17 protein-coding genes and 2 pseudogenes are annotated in these 17,823 nt (G+C 61.1%); 8 read left to right on the forward strand and 11 right to left on the reverse strand.

Features of this window, described 5'->3' with window-relative positions; translation table 11 throughout:
• Positions 1–29: 29 nt before the first annotated feature.
• Together RNA01_RS14170 and RNA01_RS14175 are read left to right on the forward strand one after the other, a co-directional pair.
• Complete coding sequence (locus tag RNA01_RS14170; protein WP_147180875.1) at positions 30–293, forward strand: hypothetical protein; 264 nt, start codon at positions 30–32, stop codon at positions 291–293.
• A 30-nt stretch (positions 294–323) separates the two neighbouring features.
• Positions 324–773 (forward strand): hypothetical protein, encoded by a 450-nt coding sequence (locus tag RNA01_RS14175; RefSeq protein ID WP_147180876.1) that lies wholly within the window; start codon positions 324–326, stop codon positions 771–773.
• Positions 774–1,407: 634 nt separating this feature from the next.
• Here the strand turns inward: RNA01_RS14175 and RNA01_RS14180 are convergent.
• The gene (locus tag RNA01_RS14180; RefSeq protein ID WP_147180877.1) at positions 1,408–1,866 is read right to left on the reverse strand and encodes a universal stress protein; all 459 of its coding nucleotides are present in this window, start codon (positions 1,864–1,866) and stop codon (positions 1,408–1,410) included.
• 96 nt (positions 1,867–1,962) lie between these two features.
• On the opposite strand from RNA01_RS14180, the gene RNA01_RS14185 reads away from it, so the two are divergent.
• From RNA01_RS14185 to RNA01_RS14205, 5 genes and pseudogenes are all read left to right on the forward strand, one after another.
• Positions 1,963–2,418: a MarR family winged helix-turn-helix transcriptional regulator gene (locus RNA01_RS14185; RefSeq protein WP_147180878.1), complete on the forward strand. Its 456-nt coding sequence runs from the start codon at positions 1,963–1,965 to the stop codon at positions 2,416–2,418.
• Complete coding sequence (locus RNA01_RS14190) at positions 2,411–3,571, forward strand: HlyD family secretion protein (RefSeq protein WP_147180879.1); 1,161 nt, start codon at positions 2,411–2,413, stop codon at positions 3,569–3,571. The genes RNA01_RS14185 and RNA01_RS14190 overlap by 8 nt, the downstream gene beginning before the upstream one ends.
• The gene (locus RNA01_RS14195) at positions 3,558–5,108 is read left to right on the forward strand and encodes a DHA2 family efflux MFS transporter permease subunit (RefSeq protein ID WP_210245758.1); all 1,551 of its coding nucleotides are present in this window, start codon (positions 3,558–3,560) and stop codon (positions 5,106–5,108) included. The genes RNA01_RS14190 and RNA01_RS14195 overlap by 14 nt, the downstream gene beginning before the upstream one ends.
• Before the next feature lie 156 nt (positions 5,109–5,264).
• Positions 5,265–5,654, forward strand: a pseudogene (locus tag RNA01_RS14200) (recombinase family protein); the annotation flags it as partial.
• Between the two features lie 72 nt (positions 5,655–5,726).
• Positions 5,727–6,471 (forward strand): annotated as a pseudogene (locus RNA01_RS14205) (IS1595 family transposase); the annotation flags it as partial.
• A gap of 110 nt (positions 6,472–6,581) precedes the next feature.
• Here the strand turns inward: RNA01_RS14205 and RNA01_RS14210 are convergent.
• Complete coding sequence (locus RNA01_RS14210) at positions 6,582–6,941, reverse strand: hypothetical protein (protein ID WP_147180881.1); 360 nt, start codon at positions 6,939–6,941, stop codon at positions 6,582–6,584.
• A gap of 193 nt (positions 6,942–7,134) precedes the next feature.
• Positions 7,135–8,478 (reverse strand): IS1380 family transposase, encoded by a 1,344-nt coding sequence (locus RNA01_RS14215; protein WP_147180882.1) that lies wholly within the window; start codon positions 8,476–8,478, stop codon positions 7,135–7,137.
• A gap of 292 nt (positions 8,479–8,770) precedes the next feature.
• Between RNA01_RS14215 and RNA01_RS14220 the strand changes: the two genes are divergently transcribed.
• On the forward strand, positions 8,771–9,172 hold the full coding sequence (locus RNA01_RS14220; RefSeq protein WP_235916640.1) for an NUDIX domain-containing protein: 402 nt from the start codon (positions 8,771–8,773) through the stop codon (positions 9,170–9,172).
• 680 nt (positions 9,173–9,852) lie between these two features.
• Here the strand turns inward: RNA01_RS14220 and trbI are convergent.
• From trbI to RNA01_RS14265, 8 genes are read right to left on the reverse strand one after another with little or no spacing between them, the layout of a single operon-like run.
• A complete protein-coding gene (trbI, locus tag RNA01_RS14230; protein ID WP_147180884.1) occupies positions 9,853–11,157 on the reverse strand; it encodes an IncP-type conjugal transfer protein TrbI in 1,305 nt (434 codons plus the stop codon).
• Between the two features lie 12 nt (positions 11,158–11,169).
• The gene (trbH, locus tag RNA01_RS14235; protein ID WP_147180885.1) at positions 11,170–11,631 is read right to left on the reverse strand and encodes a conjugal transfer protein TrbH; all 462 of its coding nucleotides are present in this window, start codon (positions 11,629–11,631) and stop codon (positions 11,170–11,172) included.
• Positions 11,631–12,476, reverse strand: coding sequence for a P-type conjugative transfer protein TrbG (gene trbG / locus RNA01_RS14240; protein ID WP_147180886.1), 846 nt, complete (start codon positions 12,474–12,476; stop codon positions 11,631–11,633). The genes trbH and trbG overlap by 1 nt, the downstream gene beginning before the upstream one ends.
• A 16-nt stretch (positions 12,477–12,492) precedes the next feature.
• Positions 12,493–13,155: a conjugal transfer protein TrbF gene (locus RNA01_RS14245; RefSeq protein WP_147180887.1), complete on the reverse strand. Its 663-nt coding sequence runs from the start codon at positions 13,153–13,155 to the stop codon at positions 12,493–12,495.
• An 18-nt stretch (positions 13,156–13,173) separates the two neighbouring features.
• Positions 13,174–14,361: a P-type conjugative transfer protein TrbL gene (gene trbL / locus RNA01_RS14250; RefSeq protein WP_147180888.1), complete on the reverse strand. Its 1,188-nt coding sequence runs from the start codon at positions 14,359–14,361 to the stop codon at positions 13,174–13,176.
• On the reverse strand, positions 14,355–14,573 hold the full coding sequence (trbK, locus tag RNA01_RS14255; RefSeq protein WP_147180889.1) for an entry exclusion protein TrbK: 219 nt from the start codon (positions 14,571–14,573) through the stop codon (positions 14,355–14,357). Before trbK ends, trbL begins: the two co-directional genes overlap by 7 nt.
• Complete coding sequence (gene trbJ, locus RNA01_RS14260) at positions 14,570–15,310, reverse strand: P-type conjugative transfer protein TrbJ (RefSeq protein ID WP_235916649.1); 741 nt, start codon at positions 15,308–15,310, stop codon at positions 14,570–14,572. The genes trbK and trbJ overlap by 4 nt, the downstream gene beginning before the upstream one ends.
• 40 nt (positions 15,311–15,350) lie before the next feature.
• Complete coding sequence (locus RNA01_RS14265) at positions 15,351–17,813, reverse strand: conjugal transfer protein TrbE (protein ID WP_147180891.1); 2,463 nt, start codon at positions 17,811–17,813, stop codon at positions 15,351–15,353.
• Between the last annotated feature and the right edge of the window lie 10 nt (positions 17,814–17,823).

Consider the following 17,823-nt stretch of genomic DNA (forward strand, 5'->3'; position numbering starts at 1 on the left):
CCTCCGGCGCAGATTCAAGGAGAAGGCGAATGAACCTGATGAGCGAAATCCTGGCTTTGCGCTCGGAAATCGAAGCCCATGCCCGCAAGGTACCGTCCGACGACAGAAGCGAAGATGAGCCGCCGGCAGGCAATGTCACGGAACCGCACGACGTCGAAACCTTGCTGAAGCTGGTGAACGAAACTGTCGATGAGTTTGCCGGTGAACTGGACAGGTTTCCCCGGCTGACAGCGCTTGTCGCGCTCGGTGTCGGCCTTGCCGCCGGCGTCGTCATCAGCCGCCGTTTCCGCTAGCCGTTTTCCGCCTCGCCCGAAAGGTCAACCATGTCCACTCTCAGTTCCGCAAAACTCTACGGCCGCGTGGCGCTGCTGCGCCGCCAGGTTCTTCTCAGGCAAATCATCCGGCGCGCCATCGCCGGCGCGCTCGCGGTTGCTGCCTTCGTCGTTACCGCCGGGCTTGCGACCTATGCCCTGTTCCTCGCGATCAGGGTTCCGCTCGGCGACCTCGGTGCTGCGATGGCAATCGCCGGAATTTATCTCGTCGCAGCGCTGATCCTCCTCGCCTACTCGTTGCGAGAACCGCGTTCGCCGGAATTGCAGGCGCTCGAGGACATGGAGGCGGCAGCATCGGAAACAATCGCGGCGGAAACGCAAGGCATGGTGCAGATGGCCACTGCCGCGGGCCACCGTATCGAGAACCTCGGCAGCAGCCTTTCGCTCGGCATCGGCATCCTGTCGGCCCTGCGCCGGCTGCTTTCATCTCGTAAGGCCTGATCGGGCAGATGCGCGCACGTCTCACATATCGCGGCATGGGGCCGTTGTGGCCTGGATTCGCAACACATTCACCGGTGTCCCGGACACGCCAGGAGTGGCCTTGAGGCGGCCGGGAAGCTGGACATCCCGCGTCAGAGTGTCCGGGCTTTTCCGGAGCCGGACAATGCTGAAAAAATGGTCCCGGCTTGCGATGCAAATTGCAATACCAGTCATCCTTCTCGCCGCCCTGCTCGGAGGGCCGCTGCTCATCCTCATATTGCAACACCAGGGACGATGACAGGGACTCTCATCCAGCCCCGCGCAATTCGTCCCGCCGGCTATGGCCATCGACCCTGCACATCGTCCTGAATGAACGGTTTGGGAGAGGTTATCACCCCATCGATGAAGAGCAAGCGGCGGCAAGCCACTGGAATAGTTCGATACCGCAGATCGACGACAAAGCAATCATCCGAAGACCGCGCTGCTCTCGCGCGCGTTGTTGAGGTTCCGTGGGCATTTCTGCAATAGTACCCGCTAGGGGACATCGAAAGCGCTTGGATTGAAGCGATTGATGGTCGGCAAATTCGTGCAAGTAGCAGACACGGCAGTGGTCTGGACATACTGTTACGGAAGCGATGCGCTGGGTTCAAAGCCCTTAGGTCTTTGGAAAAAGGTCCTTATCCTCCACGACCTTTTGCGCCAACAGCAGGCTGCATCCAAGGCTGTCGCTCAGCTCGGCAGCAACGGACCGGCTCAGCCAACGAGTCCAGAACCCGTGACGGTGGTGTCCGACAACGACGAGATCCGCCCCTGTCTCAGCGGCCACCTTACTGATGCTGGCCACAGGATCGCCAAACTGCATCCGAATGCGGGGGGCTAGTCCCATGGCTGTGAGCCTTTGTCGCCCCTCGTCCAGGATCGACCGCAATTCATCTTGCTGATAGCTCAACACGCTGGCATCGGCCGCCTGCGCCAACGCATTTCCCGATACGGTTTCAACGACAGCCAAAAGGGTCACCCCGGCGCCCGTGATTTGGGCCAAACGCGCCCCTTCACGGAGTGCCAACCGTCCTTCGCGTGATCCGTCGTAGCAGAGGAGGATGTTTGTGTACATCGGCGACTCCTGTCCTCGAAATGGTGCTTGCCAGATAATTTGCTCTACATTAATTAGGTGACTAGTTATTTTCAAGCTACCTTGTAGTGAGGATCGATGGCTGGTGCCCCGGATCTGAATGAGTCCTTCACCCGTTCACTGGCGACGGTGTTGCGCCAGTGGACGAGGCATGTCGATCTACAGTTTCGTGAACTCGGCTTGTCACAGGCTCGCTGGAGAGTGCTTTTTGAACTCTCCAGACGTCAGGATGTGACGCAGATTGAATTGGCTCATTCGCTCGGGATCGAAGGGGCCACCTTGGTGCGTCTGCTGGACAGGCTGGAGGCCGACGGCCTTGTGGAGCGACATCCGTGTGAAGACGACCGACGGGCCAAGAGGCTTCACCTGACCGACGGCACCAAGCCACTGATCGACAAAATGAAGAAGATTGCAGCTGCCAGCCGGGCTGAACTCCTCGCGGAAGTGTCACCCGACGACCTGCGAACCGCCACACGGGTCCTGAGCCAGATCGAGACCCGGCTTGAACTGTTGAGAAGTGACCAGAATGGATAATATGAAGGCGAATAGTCCTAATATTGGCAATACTCCCTCCGAAAGGGCAGAAGATTTCTCCCCACCCAGGCGCAGCCGGGTGAAATGGCTCAAACTGCTTATTATCGGGGTTCTGGTCGGAGGCACCATCTGGTTGAGCGCACCTTGGCTACGGGCGCGGTTCACGCAAATCCACATCGATGACGCCCGGATCGCGGCCAACATCGTGACGGTATCAAGCGAGGTCGCCGGACGTGTGACGGCCTTACCGGTCGTTGTCGGCGATTCTGTCAACGCGGGCGATATGCTCGCCACCATCGATCGGGAGTCCTCCGAACCCCAGCTTTCGGCGGTTCTTTCGAAGCTTGATGCAACAGACGCACAACTGGCTGAGATTAGAACGCGCAAGATGATGCTTGAGAAGCAACTTGCTGCACGTCGTGAAGCCGCGGCAGCCAGCATTGCGGCTGCCAATGCGAACCATGAAGCAGCATTGGCCGCTTTCAGGAACGCACAGAGTCGACACGACCGGGTGACCAAACTGGCTGGTCAAAACGTCTCCTCGCAGCAAAATCTCGAAGATGCCCGTGCGACGCTTGACGCAGCCGTGCAACAGGAACGTGCGGCCGCCGCCGCGATCGAGAGCGCAAGAGCCGATCTGGCCATTGTTGAGGCGGACGCAGCGCAGATGGATGTGTTGGACTCCCAGGTCGCTTCGGTACTGGCCGGACGGACAGGAACTGAGGCGGAGCGCAGTCTCAAGGAGATCGACCTTGCAAACCGCACGATCAGCGCGGCCTTCCCCGGTATTGTCGATGCCACTTTCGTTGATGTCGGCGAATATGTGACACCGGGAACGCGGCTGGTCATGTATCACGCCCCTGATGAGGTATGGATCGATGCCAACGTTAAGGAGACCAGTTTCGGCAGCATCCAGATGGGGTCGAAGGCCCGCATTACCGTCGATGCCTTCCCTGGCCGGGAATTCGCAGGTGAGGTGACCGCAATGGGCGGCGCAGCGACCAGCCAACTCGCGCTTCTGCCAAGCCCCAATCCCTCGGGTAACTTCACAAAAGTCACCCAGCGCCTGCCGCTCCGGATCTCCATCAATCCCGACGGGGTGCAACTGCGTCCCGGCATGATGGTCGAAGTCTATGTCGATGTCGCAGATTGACCGCTATTTCGAGCACCACGGCCCTGCCTACAAATGGTATGCGACCGGGACGATCATGGTTGCGACCATTTCCGTGGTGCTGTCCACCACGATCGTGAATGTCGCTATTCCTGCTGTCATGGGTGCATTCGGGATCAGCTCGGTTCAGGCGCAATGGATTTCGACCGGCTTTCTGGCAGCCATGACGGCGACGATGCTCCTTGCGGATTGGGCGGATCGTGCGTTTGGCATGCGGCTGACCATGAACGTGTCGATGGCGATCTTTCTTTTCGGTTCGGTTGTCGGGGGATTTGCGCCGAATGAAACGATCCTAACCCTTGCACGCGTCGTGCAGGGCGCGGCGGCCGGCATCGTGCAGCCCCTGGCGATGATCATGCTGTTCAAGGTTTTCCCGCCCGACAAACGCGGAGCCGCAATGGGAATTTACGGCGTGGGCGTCGTTCTTGCCCCGGCGCTCGGACCTTGGATCGGCGGCGTGCTTATGGACGCGTTCAACTGGCGGTTCGTCTTTTATCTGGGCCTGCCCTTTGCGGGCATTGCCATACTTCTTTCGAACCTCTTTCTTCCCGGCCGGGAGGAAAAAGGCCCCTTGCCGGCGTTCGATTTCGTTGGAGTTGCCATCCTCTCCGTCTTTCTCGCTGTCCTGCTGAGCACGCTGTCGAGCGCGCAGCGTCTGGGATGGGATTCCAATACGATTTTGCTTGGGTTCGTCGTTTCGATAGTGGCCGCTTTGGCTTTCATCGGATGGGAAATGCACACGAAAAAGCCCATGCTGGACATGCGGCTCTTCGCCAATTTCGCCTTTTCCTCCGCCTCCCTTGTCTCCTTCATCATGGGAGCCGGCCTCTTCGGCTCGACATACCTCCTGCCGGTTTTCGTGCAGCAAATACAAGGAATGACCCCGACCCAGGCCGGCCTTCTGCTGATGCCGTCAGGGTTTGCCATGCTCTTTGTCTTCCCGATTGCTGGCCGTTTGTCCGACAGGATGGCGCCTGCGATCATGATCGCTGTCGGTATGGCAATCTTTGCCTGGTCCTCGTGGCTCATGTCCGCATCGGATGTGAACACAGCCTTCTGGACCCTGGCATGGTGGACTGTAATCTCGCGCGTCGGATTGGGCCTTGTGTTCCCGGCGATCTCGTCCGGTTCGCTGAAAGTCCTGCCGCGCCATCTTCTCGGGCAGGGATCGGGGGCGGTGAACTTCATCCGGCAGCTCGGTGGCGCCTTCGGTGTGAACCTGCTGACAGTGTTTATCGAGCGGCGAACGATCATGCACGCGGATGCGTTCGCAGCGACGCAGACCAGCGACAATTCTACCACCATGGAGTTTCTTCGCGAGGTGGCCGGTCTGGTGCGGGCATCCGGGCTGCCGGAGAACCAGCTCTTGCCTACTGCGGCCTCTTTTCTGGGGCAGAGCGTGGTGGCTCAGGCAACGAATGCCGCATTCCAGGACGGCTTCCTTGTTGTTTTCGGGATATTCCTTCTCGCATTGTTACCTACCTGGTTCATGTGGCGCGCCAGATCGCCTGCGTCATAGGTCCCACAACGGAAAACAGATGATTTCCGCGTAGCGGTTCGGCTGGTGGAAATCGATAGGAAGAGCCGGCGACTTTTTACGCGACAAACGCTGTCGGAATGTGAGACTGTGCGGCAAATCCCAATTTGAGGTTTGTCGTGCATGTTGATTGGCTACATGCGGGTATCGAGCAGTGATGAGCGGCAGTCGGTTGCCTTGCAGCGCGATGCCCTGCTCGCGGCCGGGGTCGATCAGCGTCACCTGCATCAAGATCGCGCTTCGGGCGCACGCGACGATCGGCCGGGGCTGAAGGCTTGCCTTGCAGAATTGTGCGAAGGTGACGTGCTGGTTGTTTGGAAGCTCGACCGTCTGGACCGGTCACTCTCCCACCTGATTCGGATCGTTGAGGATCTGAAGACACGCGGGGTCGCCTTCCGCTCGTTGACGGAAGCAATCGATACGACGAATTCGCACGGCGCATTCCTGTTCAACCTGTTTGGTACGCTTGCCGAATACGAGAGAGTGCTGATCACGGAGCGGGTCAACGCTGGTCTGGCGGCGGCACGCCGGCGCGGTCGCAAGGGGTCGGAACAAGATCCGCGCAAAATCGTACGCGACCTTTATCAACTCCTCGGTACGTTGGCGGAGATCCTTGGGGTGAGCCGACCGACCGCCTGGCGGATAGGTCATGCGTTGCGGCTTATGGGGGCGCGGGAGACCATGTTGGCCGGCACAGTGGAGATCGACCACTTCCATCGCGGCGGCAGGCCGAGAAAGCGGCCAGATGAACCGCCGCCGGGACGCGGCCGCAAAGGTCAGGCAAACACGGATACAACGCCGGTCCTCGGGATGGTGCAACGACCGGCGGACGCCGCACTTGGCACACCTGCTGGCGATGCGCGCGCCGCGGTCGTCACCGGTCTCTCATTGCGGGCGGCAGAGCGTGCTATCGAAGCGCAGATCGACCCGGATGCGCGATTGATGAGCGATGAAGCGAAGGCATTCATGGCGATCGGTGAAAGCTTTGCAGATCATGAGACGGTGAACCATTCCAGTCGCGAGTATGTTCGCGATGCGGTTCACGTCAATTCGGTGGAAGGCTTCAATTCCCGGATCCGCCGCACCATCGCCGGCGTGTTTCATCACATCAGTCCGCAGCACGTCGATCTCTATTTCCACGAGATGGGCTTTCGCTGGTCCCAGCGTGTCGTTGATGGTCAGGCTGTTCGCAAGACCCGCAGTGGTCGCCAAGCCATCAAGACCATTTGGTCGCGTGTGCCGCCGGCACTGCAATTGATGCAGGTCTTCCGTTTCGCCACCGGACGCCAGATGCGCAGATGGCGGCATCACCATCAAATCGGCCGTCGCTGCATTGGGTCGATAAAGGCCTCGTACGCTAAGGTCGAGCGACCATGAACGTCATCACGGACCAGTGATGATGCCCATCAGCTTTCTGCGAATTGGCGAGCCCATCGACCAGAGCTGCGAATTCGCCTACGCGGCGGTTAGGTTAGGCGCGGCCGGCGATGCAAGCACTGATGCATCTGGTTCTTTCTTCACACGCTTCCGCGACGGAACAGGTCCAGGATGTTCGTTTTCTCCATCGTCCTGTTCCAAATCGCCGCGACCGATTTCGTCGATGCGGTGCTTGATCGCAAGGGCGAAGATTGTGTTCAGTACATGACGATCGGTCACATCCGGATCGGTCAAAGCCAGCATGGCCGCGCGAACAATCTTCTTGCTCGACGCCTTCCGGCAGCGTTGAACGACAAACTCATACAGCGCCTTGTCGGATAGCCCTTCCGTCGCCCCATCAACGAGAGCGTGGTAGATCTTCTTGCGTTTTTCACTCATCGGATTCCACCTTCTTTTCCTCTGGAAGGATAGTCACTAACCCGTCCTATTCATGAGGGTGATTGGGCGGATGGCGCGCATTGCGGCGGCGCAGATGGTTGCGGCGTCTATTTCACCGCGGCTTGGGCTGGACTTGTTGAACGCGCTGGAGGGTCAAGGTGTCGGGCTCAGCGGGGCTTCACTGCCCCGGCGCTCATGGTGGTGCCGGCTGCAGGGCGATGGCGATTGCGCGGAACAAGCTGGCTTCGGGACAGGCGGCGGCGAAGGCCAGCCGGATGCGCGAGACGGTTTCGCTGACGCGGGCGCCGAGCTTGAGGAGCCTGAGGCGCAAAGTGGCGAACTCGGCTTTGCTGAGCTGATGTGTTTTCGGCACTGCGTCGCGCAGCGTGAGCATGAGCCAATAAGCGGCGGTATGCAGGACGAGACGAACCTGATTGGCGATCGGTGATCGGCAGGAGGTGCGGTCGGAGGCGAGCTGGCTCTTGTGCATCTTGATCAGATTTTCGGCCTGGCCGCGGGCGCAGTAGACCACGTCGTAGATGTGCTCGGCCGAGCCGTTGGCGAGGTTGGTGACGACGAAGCGGATGTCGAGGCCCATCGTCGTGGCCTCGATGCGGGCGCACACGTGGCGTTTCGCCTTCCAGGATTTCGCCTTGTATTGGGTTTCGGTATAGCCGCGCAGCGCCGGCTTGTGTTCGAGCGCGCGGCGGGTGCGGATGTCATCGGCGGTTTCATCGACGAGCCGCCTCAAAACCGTATTGCCGGCGAGCCCGAAGACGTAGTCGACGCCGTTGCCCTCGCACCATTGCATGACTTCGGCCCGGCCATAGTGGCCGTCGCCGCGGATCAGGATGCCGGTGGTCGGCCAGCGGGCGCGGATGCGCCGGACAAGGCGACGCAGATGGCCGCGGATCTCCTTGCCCGTCGGCGTCTTTCCCGGACGCAGGATCATGGCGACGGGGCGGCCGGTGGCGGCGTCGTAGATGTGGATCGGCAGGAAGCAGCGCTCGTCGTAATGAGCGTTGAAGAGCGAGAGCTGCTGATGGCCGTGCACGACGTCGAGCGTGTCGTCGATGTCGAGCGTGATGCTTTTGGGCGGCGAAGCATAGCTCGATAGCCACAGATCGACCAGCACCCCGCCCAGGCGGATGACGGTCCTGAGGTCCGGCAGGTTCTCCAATCGCGAGCAGGTCGGCTGCGAGCACAGGTCCGTTCCACTGTCGGGCAGCCGCCCGCAGGCGAGCTTGAAGGCCGGATCGGTGCGCAGTCGGTCGAGATCATTGGCATCTTCATAGCCACAGGCGATGGCGAAGATGCGGGCACGCAGGATATCGGCCATCGCATGCGTCACCCGCTGTGGATCACGCGGATCGTGGATCGCCGCGGCAAGCCGGTCGGCCAGCTGTAGGCGCCGCTCGGCCGCCGCCAACAACATGACGCCACCATCCGAGCTGATGCGTCCGCCGTCGAACGCGGCTCGGATCTTCTTGCGTCCAACGGCTGGAAATGAGAACGGCAGCAACATATCGTCGGTCATGGCGGGTGTGGCTCGCGAGATGTGGTCGAAAGGAGTGGCTCAGACAACCGAATCCTACGCCAAATCAATCGCTTAAGCTACATCCGCCAACCCTTCAGACCTGTCATCGTGCATAAGACGGGCTAAACTGTCATAAACAAGATCGCAGATAACCGGGAGAGTGGCAACGTCTCCGGGCGCCTTTCAATACAGCGTGGAAGCAACGATGAGAGCTGCGTATAGCGTTGGTAGCACAGGGATCGAACAGGGGTCGCCGCTGGCAATTGCACAAGCCGGGGCAATCTGTTTGCGCATGGGAGATCGACCAGACGAGGACGAAATCGCCCTTGTTGCCAGCCGCACCAATGGTACCTGGGGCATTCCGAAGGGACATGTCGAACTCGGCGAGAGTCTTCGGCAGGCTGCCGAACGCGAAGCTTTTGAAGAGGCGGGCGCAAAGGGCGTCACTTTAGAACCGGCGATAGGCCAGTTCTCGTATTACAAGGAAGGACGCCTGTTGCGGTATAGCGTCTCCGTCCATCTCCTGTTTGTCCAAACGATCGCGCCCTATTTTCCGGAGAATAATGAGAGGCAAATAAAATGGGTTCCGCTGACGGGCGCTGCCCGTGAAGTGGCGAACCGCGAACTCAGCCGGATCATCGCTTCGGTGAGGACCCATCCGCTCTATGAAGAGCACGCCGGGCGAGACCTGTAGGAACGATTTTGGACTGCTCCTGTTTCGACGCAATATACGGCCAATGGCCGGGCACTTCGGTCTATGACTTTCTGCCAATCGCTTCGCCCCTTTCTTCTCCTGCATTATCCAGAAGTCCGAGGGCGAAGCGCCCTACATGTTCGACGGACTTGTTTGTCTATACGAAGTATAAACCGCCAGGACGGGCCCTGAAGCATACCGCCTCTCGTCGCTGCGCAAACCACCTGTGTCCGAAACGACACCCGCTGCATAGCGGCATCTGTCCCGCTCCACCTTCAGCGCCTCCGTGACCGGATAGAACATCCCCCTCGCCTTCCGCCGCCGCTCGACGGGGCGGCCGACGAGACCATTGAGGGGCGCCCCAGTAGAACCGGTCCGGCCGGTCCAGGTCCAGGCCGGCGAAGTTCGCGGACGAGTGGAAGAACGCAGCAAAGCAGGCCAGTTAGTCGACCGGCCATATTGGTCGGGATGGATCTCCTCGCCGGCAGCACCGGCGACACTCGTGACCTGCGTGCCTTCGATCCTGGGACGCCTTCGTCTCGCGATGCAGCATCATTGGCACGCGAGAAGGTACAGCCTCGAATAGCTGGGTACATTCCGGCTCCTTCGCATTGGTCTTGTAGGAGCGATCGACGACGGTATAGGTCGCCTTGACGATCGCATTGCTTGCTGTCAGTTGCCTAGTTTCGGTACGCCCCTGGAAACACGATGTCCTGATCCACGAGGACGTTGAACTTATATCCCGGCCTCATTTCAAGCGTCGGCTGGACGTTGAGATTCCGGCTGATGGTTTGCTCGGCGACGCGGCCGAAGCTCTCCGCGAAATTCCGCCTTGCCGCATCAGAAGCCGTCTCCTGCGTGGCGAGCGTCGAGCTTTCCGGCAGCGACGCATCGATCCCGGTCCCGATCAGCGCGATCAGTGCGGCCGAGCCGAACGTTCTCCAATAGTGGTTGTTCACCTTGTCGTGGAATCCGGCATAGCCCTGAGCATCGGTGCCGGCCATGCCGCCGATCTGGAGCGTTGAGCCGTTCGGGAAAATGAGGTCCGTCCAGACAACGAGAACGCGGCTTTGCCCGAACGACACCTTGCTGTCATAGCGGCCGAATAGTTTCGCCCCTTGCGGGATCAGAAGCCGGTGGCCCGTGGCGCTATCATAGACGTTCTGGCCGACTTGAGCGGTAATACGCCCGGGAAGGTCCGAATTGATGCCGGTTATCATCGTCGCCGGGATGACCGAACCGCGCTTCAGCTCATAGAGGGACTGCTGCGGCACGACGCGGTTCGGCAGATATCCCAGGTCCTTGAGATCGGCGTTGAAGAAATCCTCCTTGGACTTCTGGCCATTCTGGTCGACATTCTGCTCCGCGAGCCCTGCCCGCAGAGCCGCGGCATAAAGGTCCGGCATCGTTGCGGTTGCCGTTGGCGATGCCGTGGACGTATCAGCCGGCGTTTGGTCGCTGGTTTTGGCGCTCGCCTCCAGTTTGCTGCGGTCGATGGCAAGCGGCGCGTCATAGGCCGCGTCGTTGGCCTGCAGCCGCGCCATTCTCTGGCGCTGCCGCTCGCGCAGATATTGCTCTTGTTGCTCACGCTGCAGACGCGCACGCCAAACCGTATCTGGCTCCAGTACCTGCGTTTTTTGTTCCTCCCTTGCCGGCTGCGCCGTAAAGGGATTCGGTGCCTTGTCTTCTTTTTTCTCGACCGGCGTCGGCTGGAACGCAACCCGCTGCTCGGTGTCGCCAATAATGCCATCGCTGATACCGCGCTTGATCTGATCGGCGAAAGTCGAGGCAGGCGTTCCGGTGTTGGTTTCCAGGCCGGGGTCCTGTTTGAAAAAGAGCCCGCGTGAGGTGAGCCCGTAAAAGATCACCCCGAGAAAGGCGATCACCAGCACGATCACGATGATGATCGGCAGGCGGTTGATCCGGCGCATGCCGGATTGGGCCTCCTCGTTCGTGGCCCCGCCAAGCTTGAGAGATTGTATCATCGTTTTCTCCCCTCACCCGCGCTTGAGCAGCGAGAGCGCGCTTGCCGGCGTCGCGCCACTCGCGGTCACAGTGTAGGCGCGTCCGAGTTCGACAGTGCTGGTCGACAGTCGGGCCAGCACCTGCCCCTCGAACGGCATGACCATATAGGCGAGCGGGATGACGCTCTTGCCGCCATCTGTCTTCTGGTCTGTCACGACGGCATAGCCCCACCCCTTGAGGGCGGCCTCGAGCGCTTGGCCGTAGGGAGAGGCATCGGGTTTGAGGGCTATCGTCGCCTTGCCGGGCCCGATCTGCTCGGCGAGACGGCTGACCATGTCGCCGGCGACCGCGCCTGCGGCCGCACCGGATATCTCCGGCGGCGCCTTGCTGGCGACAAGAGCATCGGTCTCAAGCGACTGGCAACCGGAAAGGAGGAGGACGACGAAACCGGCGGTAGCGAGCCGACGTGTGATGGGCGTGGCTGAAGCTTTCATCACCGCCCTCCCCGCTTGATCGTCACCTTCTCCTGCTTCCAGCCGACGCCGGATACGAGAACGGCGCGGTCGACATTGTAGTCGACGATCATCATGTCGTTCTTCATGCGGTAATTGACGATCCGGTTCTGGCCACCGGAAACGACGAACAGCACCGGCGCATCCTGGCCCGAGATCGTGCGTGGGAACTGGATGTAGGTCTTCTGGCCGTCGCTATAGACGCGTGTCGGCCGCCAGCCGGCGCGGCCGGAGATCGCGTAGGAGAAACTGAGCTGCTCGGCGGTCACGTTGGCGCCCGGGATCGTGCTTGCCTCTAGCCTGGCGTTGATGTCGGCGAGCTTGGCTGACACATCCTCCGGATATTCAAAGCCGACGCGCGCCATATATTGGGTGGGATGGGATTTGAGCTGGATATGATAGGTGCGTCGCGAGGTCGTCACCACCATCGAGGTGATAAGGCCCGGCTCGGACGGCTTGACGATCAGATGGATCGCCTGCCCGCCGGCGGCCCCGGAAGTCGCGGGCTCGACCTTCCACCGCACGGTGTCGCCGACGAGCACGTCGCGCACCACCTCGCCGGGCTGCAGCTCGATATCGCAGACCTGCAGCGGCGAGCAGACGACGGAAGGCTGCACCTCGCCATAGAGGAAGACGACCTTGCCGTCATCGCCCCTGGTCACCAGGCCGCGGGTGCCGCGCCACTTGCCGGAGATGTCGATGCCCTTTCGTTCGTTTGCGGAAACATCTTGAGCCCACGCATGCGATGCGAGAGCGGTTCCTGCGATCAAGCTGCATGCCAAGGTAAGGACCAACTTGGCGCGGTAGGGTAGTATGCTCGTATTCATGTCGTGGCCATGCCTTTCAAAGCTGTGCAGTCCAGTCGAAGTCCTTGAGGTAAAGGCCGATCGGGTTGAGGCGGATCACGCCCTCGTCCTGAGGCGGGGTCAGCGTCACGGTGGCGATGCCGCGGAACCGACGAAGAGCGGTCTCCTTGCCCTTCCGGTCGCGTTCGAACTCGGTCCAGTCGATCTGATAGGACTGGTTGGACAGTGCCACGATGTTGTTGACCTCGATGGCGACAGTCGCGCTCTTCGCCTTCTCGAACGGCGAACTTGTTCTGAACCATGCATTGACCTTCTCGGTCGCCGGGTCCGAAGTCCTGAGCAGCGCGTATGTGCGGTCGATATACTGCTTCTGGACCACAGCATCCGGTGTGACCGATCGGAAGTTCGAGACGAAGCCGCCAAGGGTGGCGCGCACCACTCTGGCGTCGGCATATTCGATCTGTTGCGGGAAGCCGGCGGTCGCCGCCGTGCCGAGCTTGTCGACTTCGACAATATAGGGAACGAGCTTGACTTGCGTGCTCTGATAAAGCGCATAGGAAAAGCCGACGACCGCCATGACCATGCCGGTGATGCCGACGATGCGCCATGCGGCGGCTGCCTTCACATAAGAGCCGTAGCGTTCGTTCCATTCATTTCTAGCGGCAATGTAGGGATTGCCGGGCGGTGTTCGTCCAGACATGCGAGGCTCAGCTTTCGATTATGTATTGTCTTTGAGGGGTGGTGGTGTCGCCGCCTTGCCGGGATTGCGCGTCTGGTCGAGCTTGGCGTTGGCGAGGCCGAGCAACGAGCCCGCGTAGGCGCCGGGTGAGGCGATCGCTTTTTCCTTCGCCGCGGAGCCTGCCGCCCACCCGGCATTGCCGATGCTGGACGCCATGCCGCGCAATGCAGCACCGGCGATGGATGACCCCCCTGCCCTGGCGGCGCTTGCGGTCTCGGCTCCCGCTCTCGCCGCACTGGCGCCGAGGAACGCGCCGCCGGCGGCAAAGGTCGCCGTCTGTCCGCCGTGGCGGATCGCTTCCATGCCGCCCGAAACCGAAGCACCCTGCACCACGCCCTGGATGATCGGCGGTACATACATGGCGATGACGAAGACGACCACGGAGATGCCGGCGATCGCCAGCGTCGTGATGAACTGGTCAGTGTCGGCGGAGGGTGCCTCCGCGAGCCCCAACAGGATGTCGGAGCCGATTTTCGAGATCATTACCAGCGCCATCAGCTTCATGCCGACACTGAAGGCGTAGACCAGATAACGGATCGCGAAGTCCTTCGTGTAGGAGGAACCGCCGAGGCCGAGCATGATCATGCCGGCGAGCAGGCCAATATACATTTCCACCATCACTGCGACGAAGATCGCGGCGACAAGGCTGAAGGCAACGACCACGACGACCATGGCGAAGACCGCGGCAATCGCCAGAGCGTTGTCCTCCCAAAGCCCGAACTTCGCCTGCTCCGACATTTTGGACGCGACGCGGATACCGGCGTCGAAGATATTGGCCGGCGAGGCGGACCCGCCGCCGGCGCCGATCTGATAGAGGCTGTCGACGATCGCCTTGCCAAGCGCCGGGCCGCGGTCGAGAATAAAGGCGAACAGCCCGATGAACAGGATGCGGCGGACGAGTTCGGCGAACCAGGCGTCAAGCGAGGCGGCATTGATCGCAAGCCATACGGCGGCAATGCCGATCTCGATTCCCGCCAGGATCCAGAACAGCGACCGCGCCGCATTGGTGATGGTCGTTTCCCATCCCTTGGCCGCGGTGACGACCTGATTCTCCAGTGTGGTGAGCACGGCTCCCTGCTGCGCAAGGGCCGGCGCGCTCGCCAGCAGAACCATGCCGATTGCGATGAAGATGAGCTCTAGTTTCCGTGAGGGGCGAACGATCACCATCTCGGCTTCATCTCCTGGCCGCCGCGGATGTTGCGCTCCGGATCGCCGCTGAAGAATTTCTCCTGGTGCTCGCGGCGTGCGGCGTCGGATGCCGGATGCATAGATCCTGCTCCTGAAGCCGCGGGGCGCGGCTGCATCAGCATCCAGCTCACGCCGGCACCGACAACGACAATTCCCGCCAGTGCAACGGCGATGATCAGACGCGGGCTCACCAGCGCGGCTCCATCGTCTGACCGCCGCGGATACCGTGCTCCGGCGCGTTGAAGAACTTTTCGCGCCGGGCCTGCGCAAGGTCTTTTTGCGCCTGTTCCGACTGATACCAGGTGCCCATCATGGTCATCTGCTGCGAGACCAACCCGCGCAGCTTCTGAATTTGCGCCACCTCTTGTGACGCGATCTCATGACCCACCTGCAAAGCTTTCATCTGGCCGTCGGCACTTTCCGACATCGAGCGCAACGACGACATGGTGGATTCCTCGCTGGAAAACTGCTCGGCCGTCAGGTTTGCGGCTTTCAGCGTGCCGGCGATCGTGTCGCGGTTCGTGTCAGACCAGCTCTGATAGGTCGTCGAAAAACTCGCCTCATCAGGCAGGTTGCTTTTCATCTCGGCATAGCTCTGGAACCGCTGCTGAAGCTGGTCGTCGATATTGCCCATCGAAAACGCGATGCCCTGCCCTTGCCCGACGATGCTCTGCAGCCTGTTGAGATCGCTTTCGACCTGGCCCCAGACGTGCTCCGGCAATTGCGCGGTGTTCTGCAGCATGTTTTCGTAGATCCTCAACTGGTTCTGGATCTGCTCGGCCAACTGGTTGATCTGGGTGATCTGGTTGTTCACCTGCTCGGCCGATTTGCCCACAAGCGAGACGAGTTCGGCATTGTTGGCGAGCTGTGTGAACTCTGTCGCCTCGCCGGTCACGCCGCCAGCCATGCCCGTTTCAGGCAGCGCCATTGCTACCACGACCACAAGAACGCCAGCGATGCAGCGGCGATCAGGCGCGTAAATACGATTCCGCATGAGCAATCCCTCTCTGTTGCAGCCAGTGAAGCGGCCATTTGTCGCCGTGTTCGGACCGAAGCGTCCGAATGCGTTTCAGATCCTCCTTGCCGGATGCCCCGACGAAGGAGAGCGCGACAGGCCCGAGCGCCATGTCGAAGAGGCGGCGGCCGTCGGGCGACGCGACGTAATATTCCCGCTTCGGAAGAGCCGTCGCGACGATCTCGATCTGCCGTTGGTTGAAGCCGATCCGCTCGTAGAACTCCCGCGTGCCAGGCTCCCGCGCCGCCCCATTCGGCAGGCAGATTTTTGTCGGGCAGCTCTCCTTCAGCACATCGATGATGCCGGAACGCTCCGCGTCTGAGATCGATTGGGTGGCGAGCACCACCGCACAATTGGCCTTGCGCAGCACCTTCAGCCATTCTCGGATCTTGTCGCGGAACAGCGGATGGCCGAGCATCAGCCAGGCTTCGTCGAGAATGATGAGGCTTGGGTTCCCGGTGAGTCGCTTCTCGACACGGCGGAACAGATAGGTGAGGACCGGCACGAGATTGCGCTCGCCCATGTTCATCAGCTCTTCCACTTCGAAGCACTGGAAGGCGCCGAGCGTCAGCCCGTCCTCTTCCGCGTCGAGAAGCTGACCCATCGGTCCGTCGACCGTGTAGTGATGGAGCGCATCCTTGATTTCGCGCATCTGCACGCCGCTCACGAAGTCCGACAGCGATCGCCCACGGGACTCCGCCATCAGAGCGATCTGCCGCGAGATGGCGTTGCGATGATCCGGGGTCACCGTGACACCCTGCAAAGCCACAAGCGTTTCCAGCCACTCTGCCGCCCAGGCGCGATCGCCGTCGCTCGAGAGTTCCGCCAGCGGGCAGAAGGCCAGCCGCGGTGACGTCCCCTCCCCGTCTATCGTCGCGTCGCCGCCAATCTCGTAGTGGTCGCCGCCAACGGCCAAGGTCAACGGCAGCATCGACCGTCCCTTATCAAAGGCGAAGATCTGCGCGTCCCTGTAACGGCGGAACTGCGCCGCGATCAGCGAAAGAAGCGTCGACTTGCCGGACCCGGTCGGGCCGAAGACCAACGTATGGCCAACGTCGTCGACATGGAGGTTCAGCCGGAACGGAGTCGAGCCGCTTGCGACCTGCATGAGCGGTGGCGAACCGGGCGGGTAAAACGGGCAAGGCGCTGTCGGACTTCCCGACCAGACGGAATTGAGCGGCACGAGATCGGCGAGATTGCGGGTATTGATCAGCGGCTCGCGGATATTGGCGTAGGAGACACCCGGCAGGCTGCCGAGAAAGGCATCCGTTGCATTGAGCGTCTCGATCCGAGCGCCAAAACCTTCCGCCTGGATCAGCCGGCGGATTGCCTCGCATTTTTCCTGCAGGCGTGGTTGCTCGTCGAAGAGGACGATGACCGGCGTGTAGTAGCCATAGGCGACGAGTTGGGAGGCCGCTTGCGCGATGGCATCCTCGGTTTCCGCCACCATCATCATCGCGTCCTGGTCGAGCGAACGACTTTGCGTCTGGAAGAGCTGATCGAAGAACGGCCGCACCTTTTGCTGCCATTTCTTGCGCGTGCGCTCGAGCCTCGCCCGCGCTTCCTGTTCATCGAGAAAGACGAAGCGGCTCGACCAGCGATAGGTCAGTGGCATGAGGTCGAGCGCGTTGAGAATTCCTGGCCAGCTCTCCGCCGGCAGGCCGTCGATCGCCACGACGCCAAGGAAGCGGTTTTCGACAGTCGGCGTCAGGCCATGCTGCAGTTCGGCCGTGACCAGCCAGTCGAGATACATCGGGATTTCGGGGAGGCGAATTGGATGGTTTTCGCCCGTGATGCAGAAGCGGATGAATTGGAAGAGTTCGTCGTATCGCGCGATCCGAAAGCCGCCGCGGTCCTCCGTCTCCTGCGTCAGCATCCGGCGGACGGAGACGACATTGGCGAGATACTGTTCGACCTCGCGGATAGATGTGCGGAAGGCGTCGAGTGCGCTGTCGGCATAGGTCGTGGAGCGACTGCCGGCATCCGAATAGACGTATCGCGTCAGCCCCGAACGCCGACGCTCCGGCGGCCGCCATGTCAGGATCAGAGCCTGCCGGCTTTCGAAATGCCCGCTCTCCCGCTCGAAATGTGCCCGTCGCTCGGCGTCGATCGCGCGCGTGACGGGATCCGGGAAGTGGCAGTCCGCTTCGGCCGGATAGTCGGTCGTCGGAACGCGTGCTGCCTCGACCTGGATCATCCAGCCGGAGCCGAGGCGTGCCAGGATTGCGTTGATCTGGCGGCTGATCTCGTTGCGCTCGGCGTCGGTCGAACTCTCGCTATCCGGACCGGCAAAATACCAGCCGGCTATGAGGCTACCGTCCTTCAGGAGCATGATGCCGTTGTCGACGAGAGCGGCATAAGGAACGAGATCGGCAAACGAAGGGCCGGAATGCCGGAAAGGCTTCAAAGCTACCATTGCGCCGCCC

The organism is Paenirhizobium naphthalenivorans (assembly GCF_007992095.1).
Taxonomy (GTDB): domain Bacteria; phylum Pseudomonadota; class Alphaproteobacteria; order Rhizobiales; family Rhizobiaceae; genus Allorhizobium; species Allorhizobium naphthalenivorans.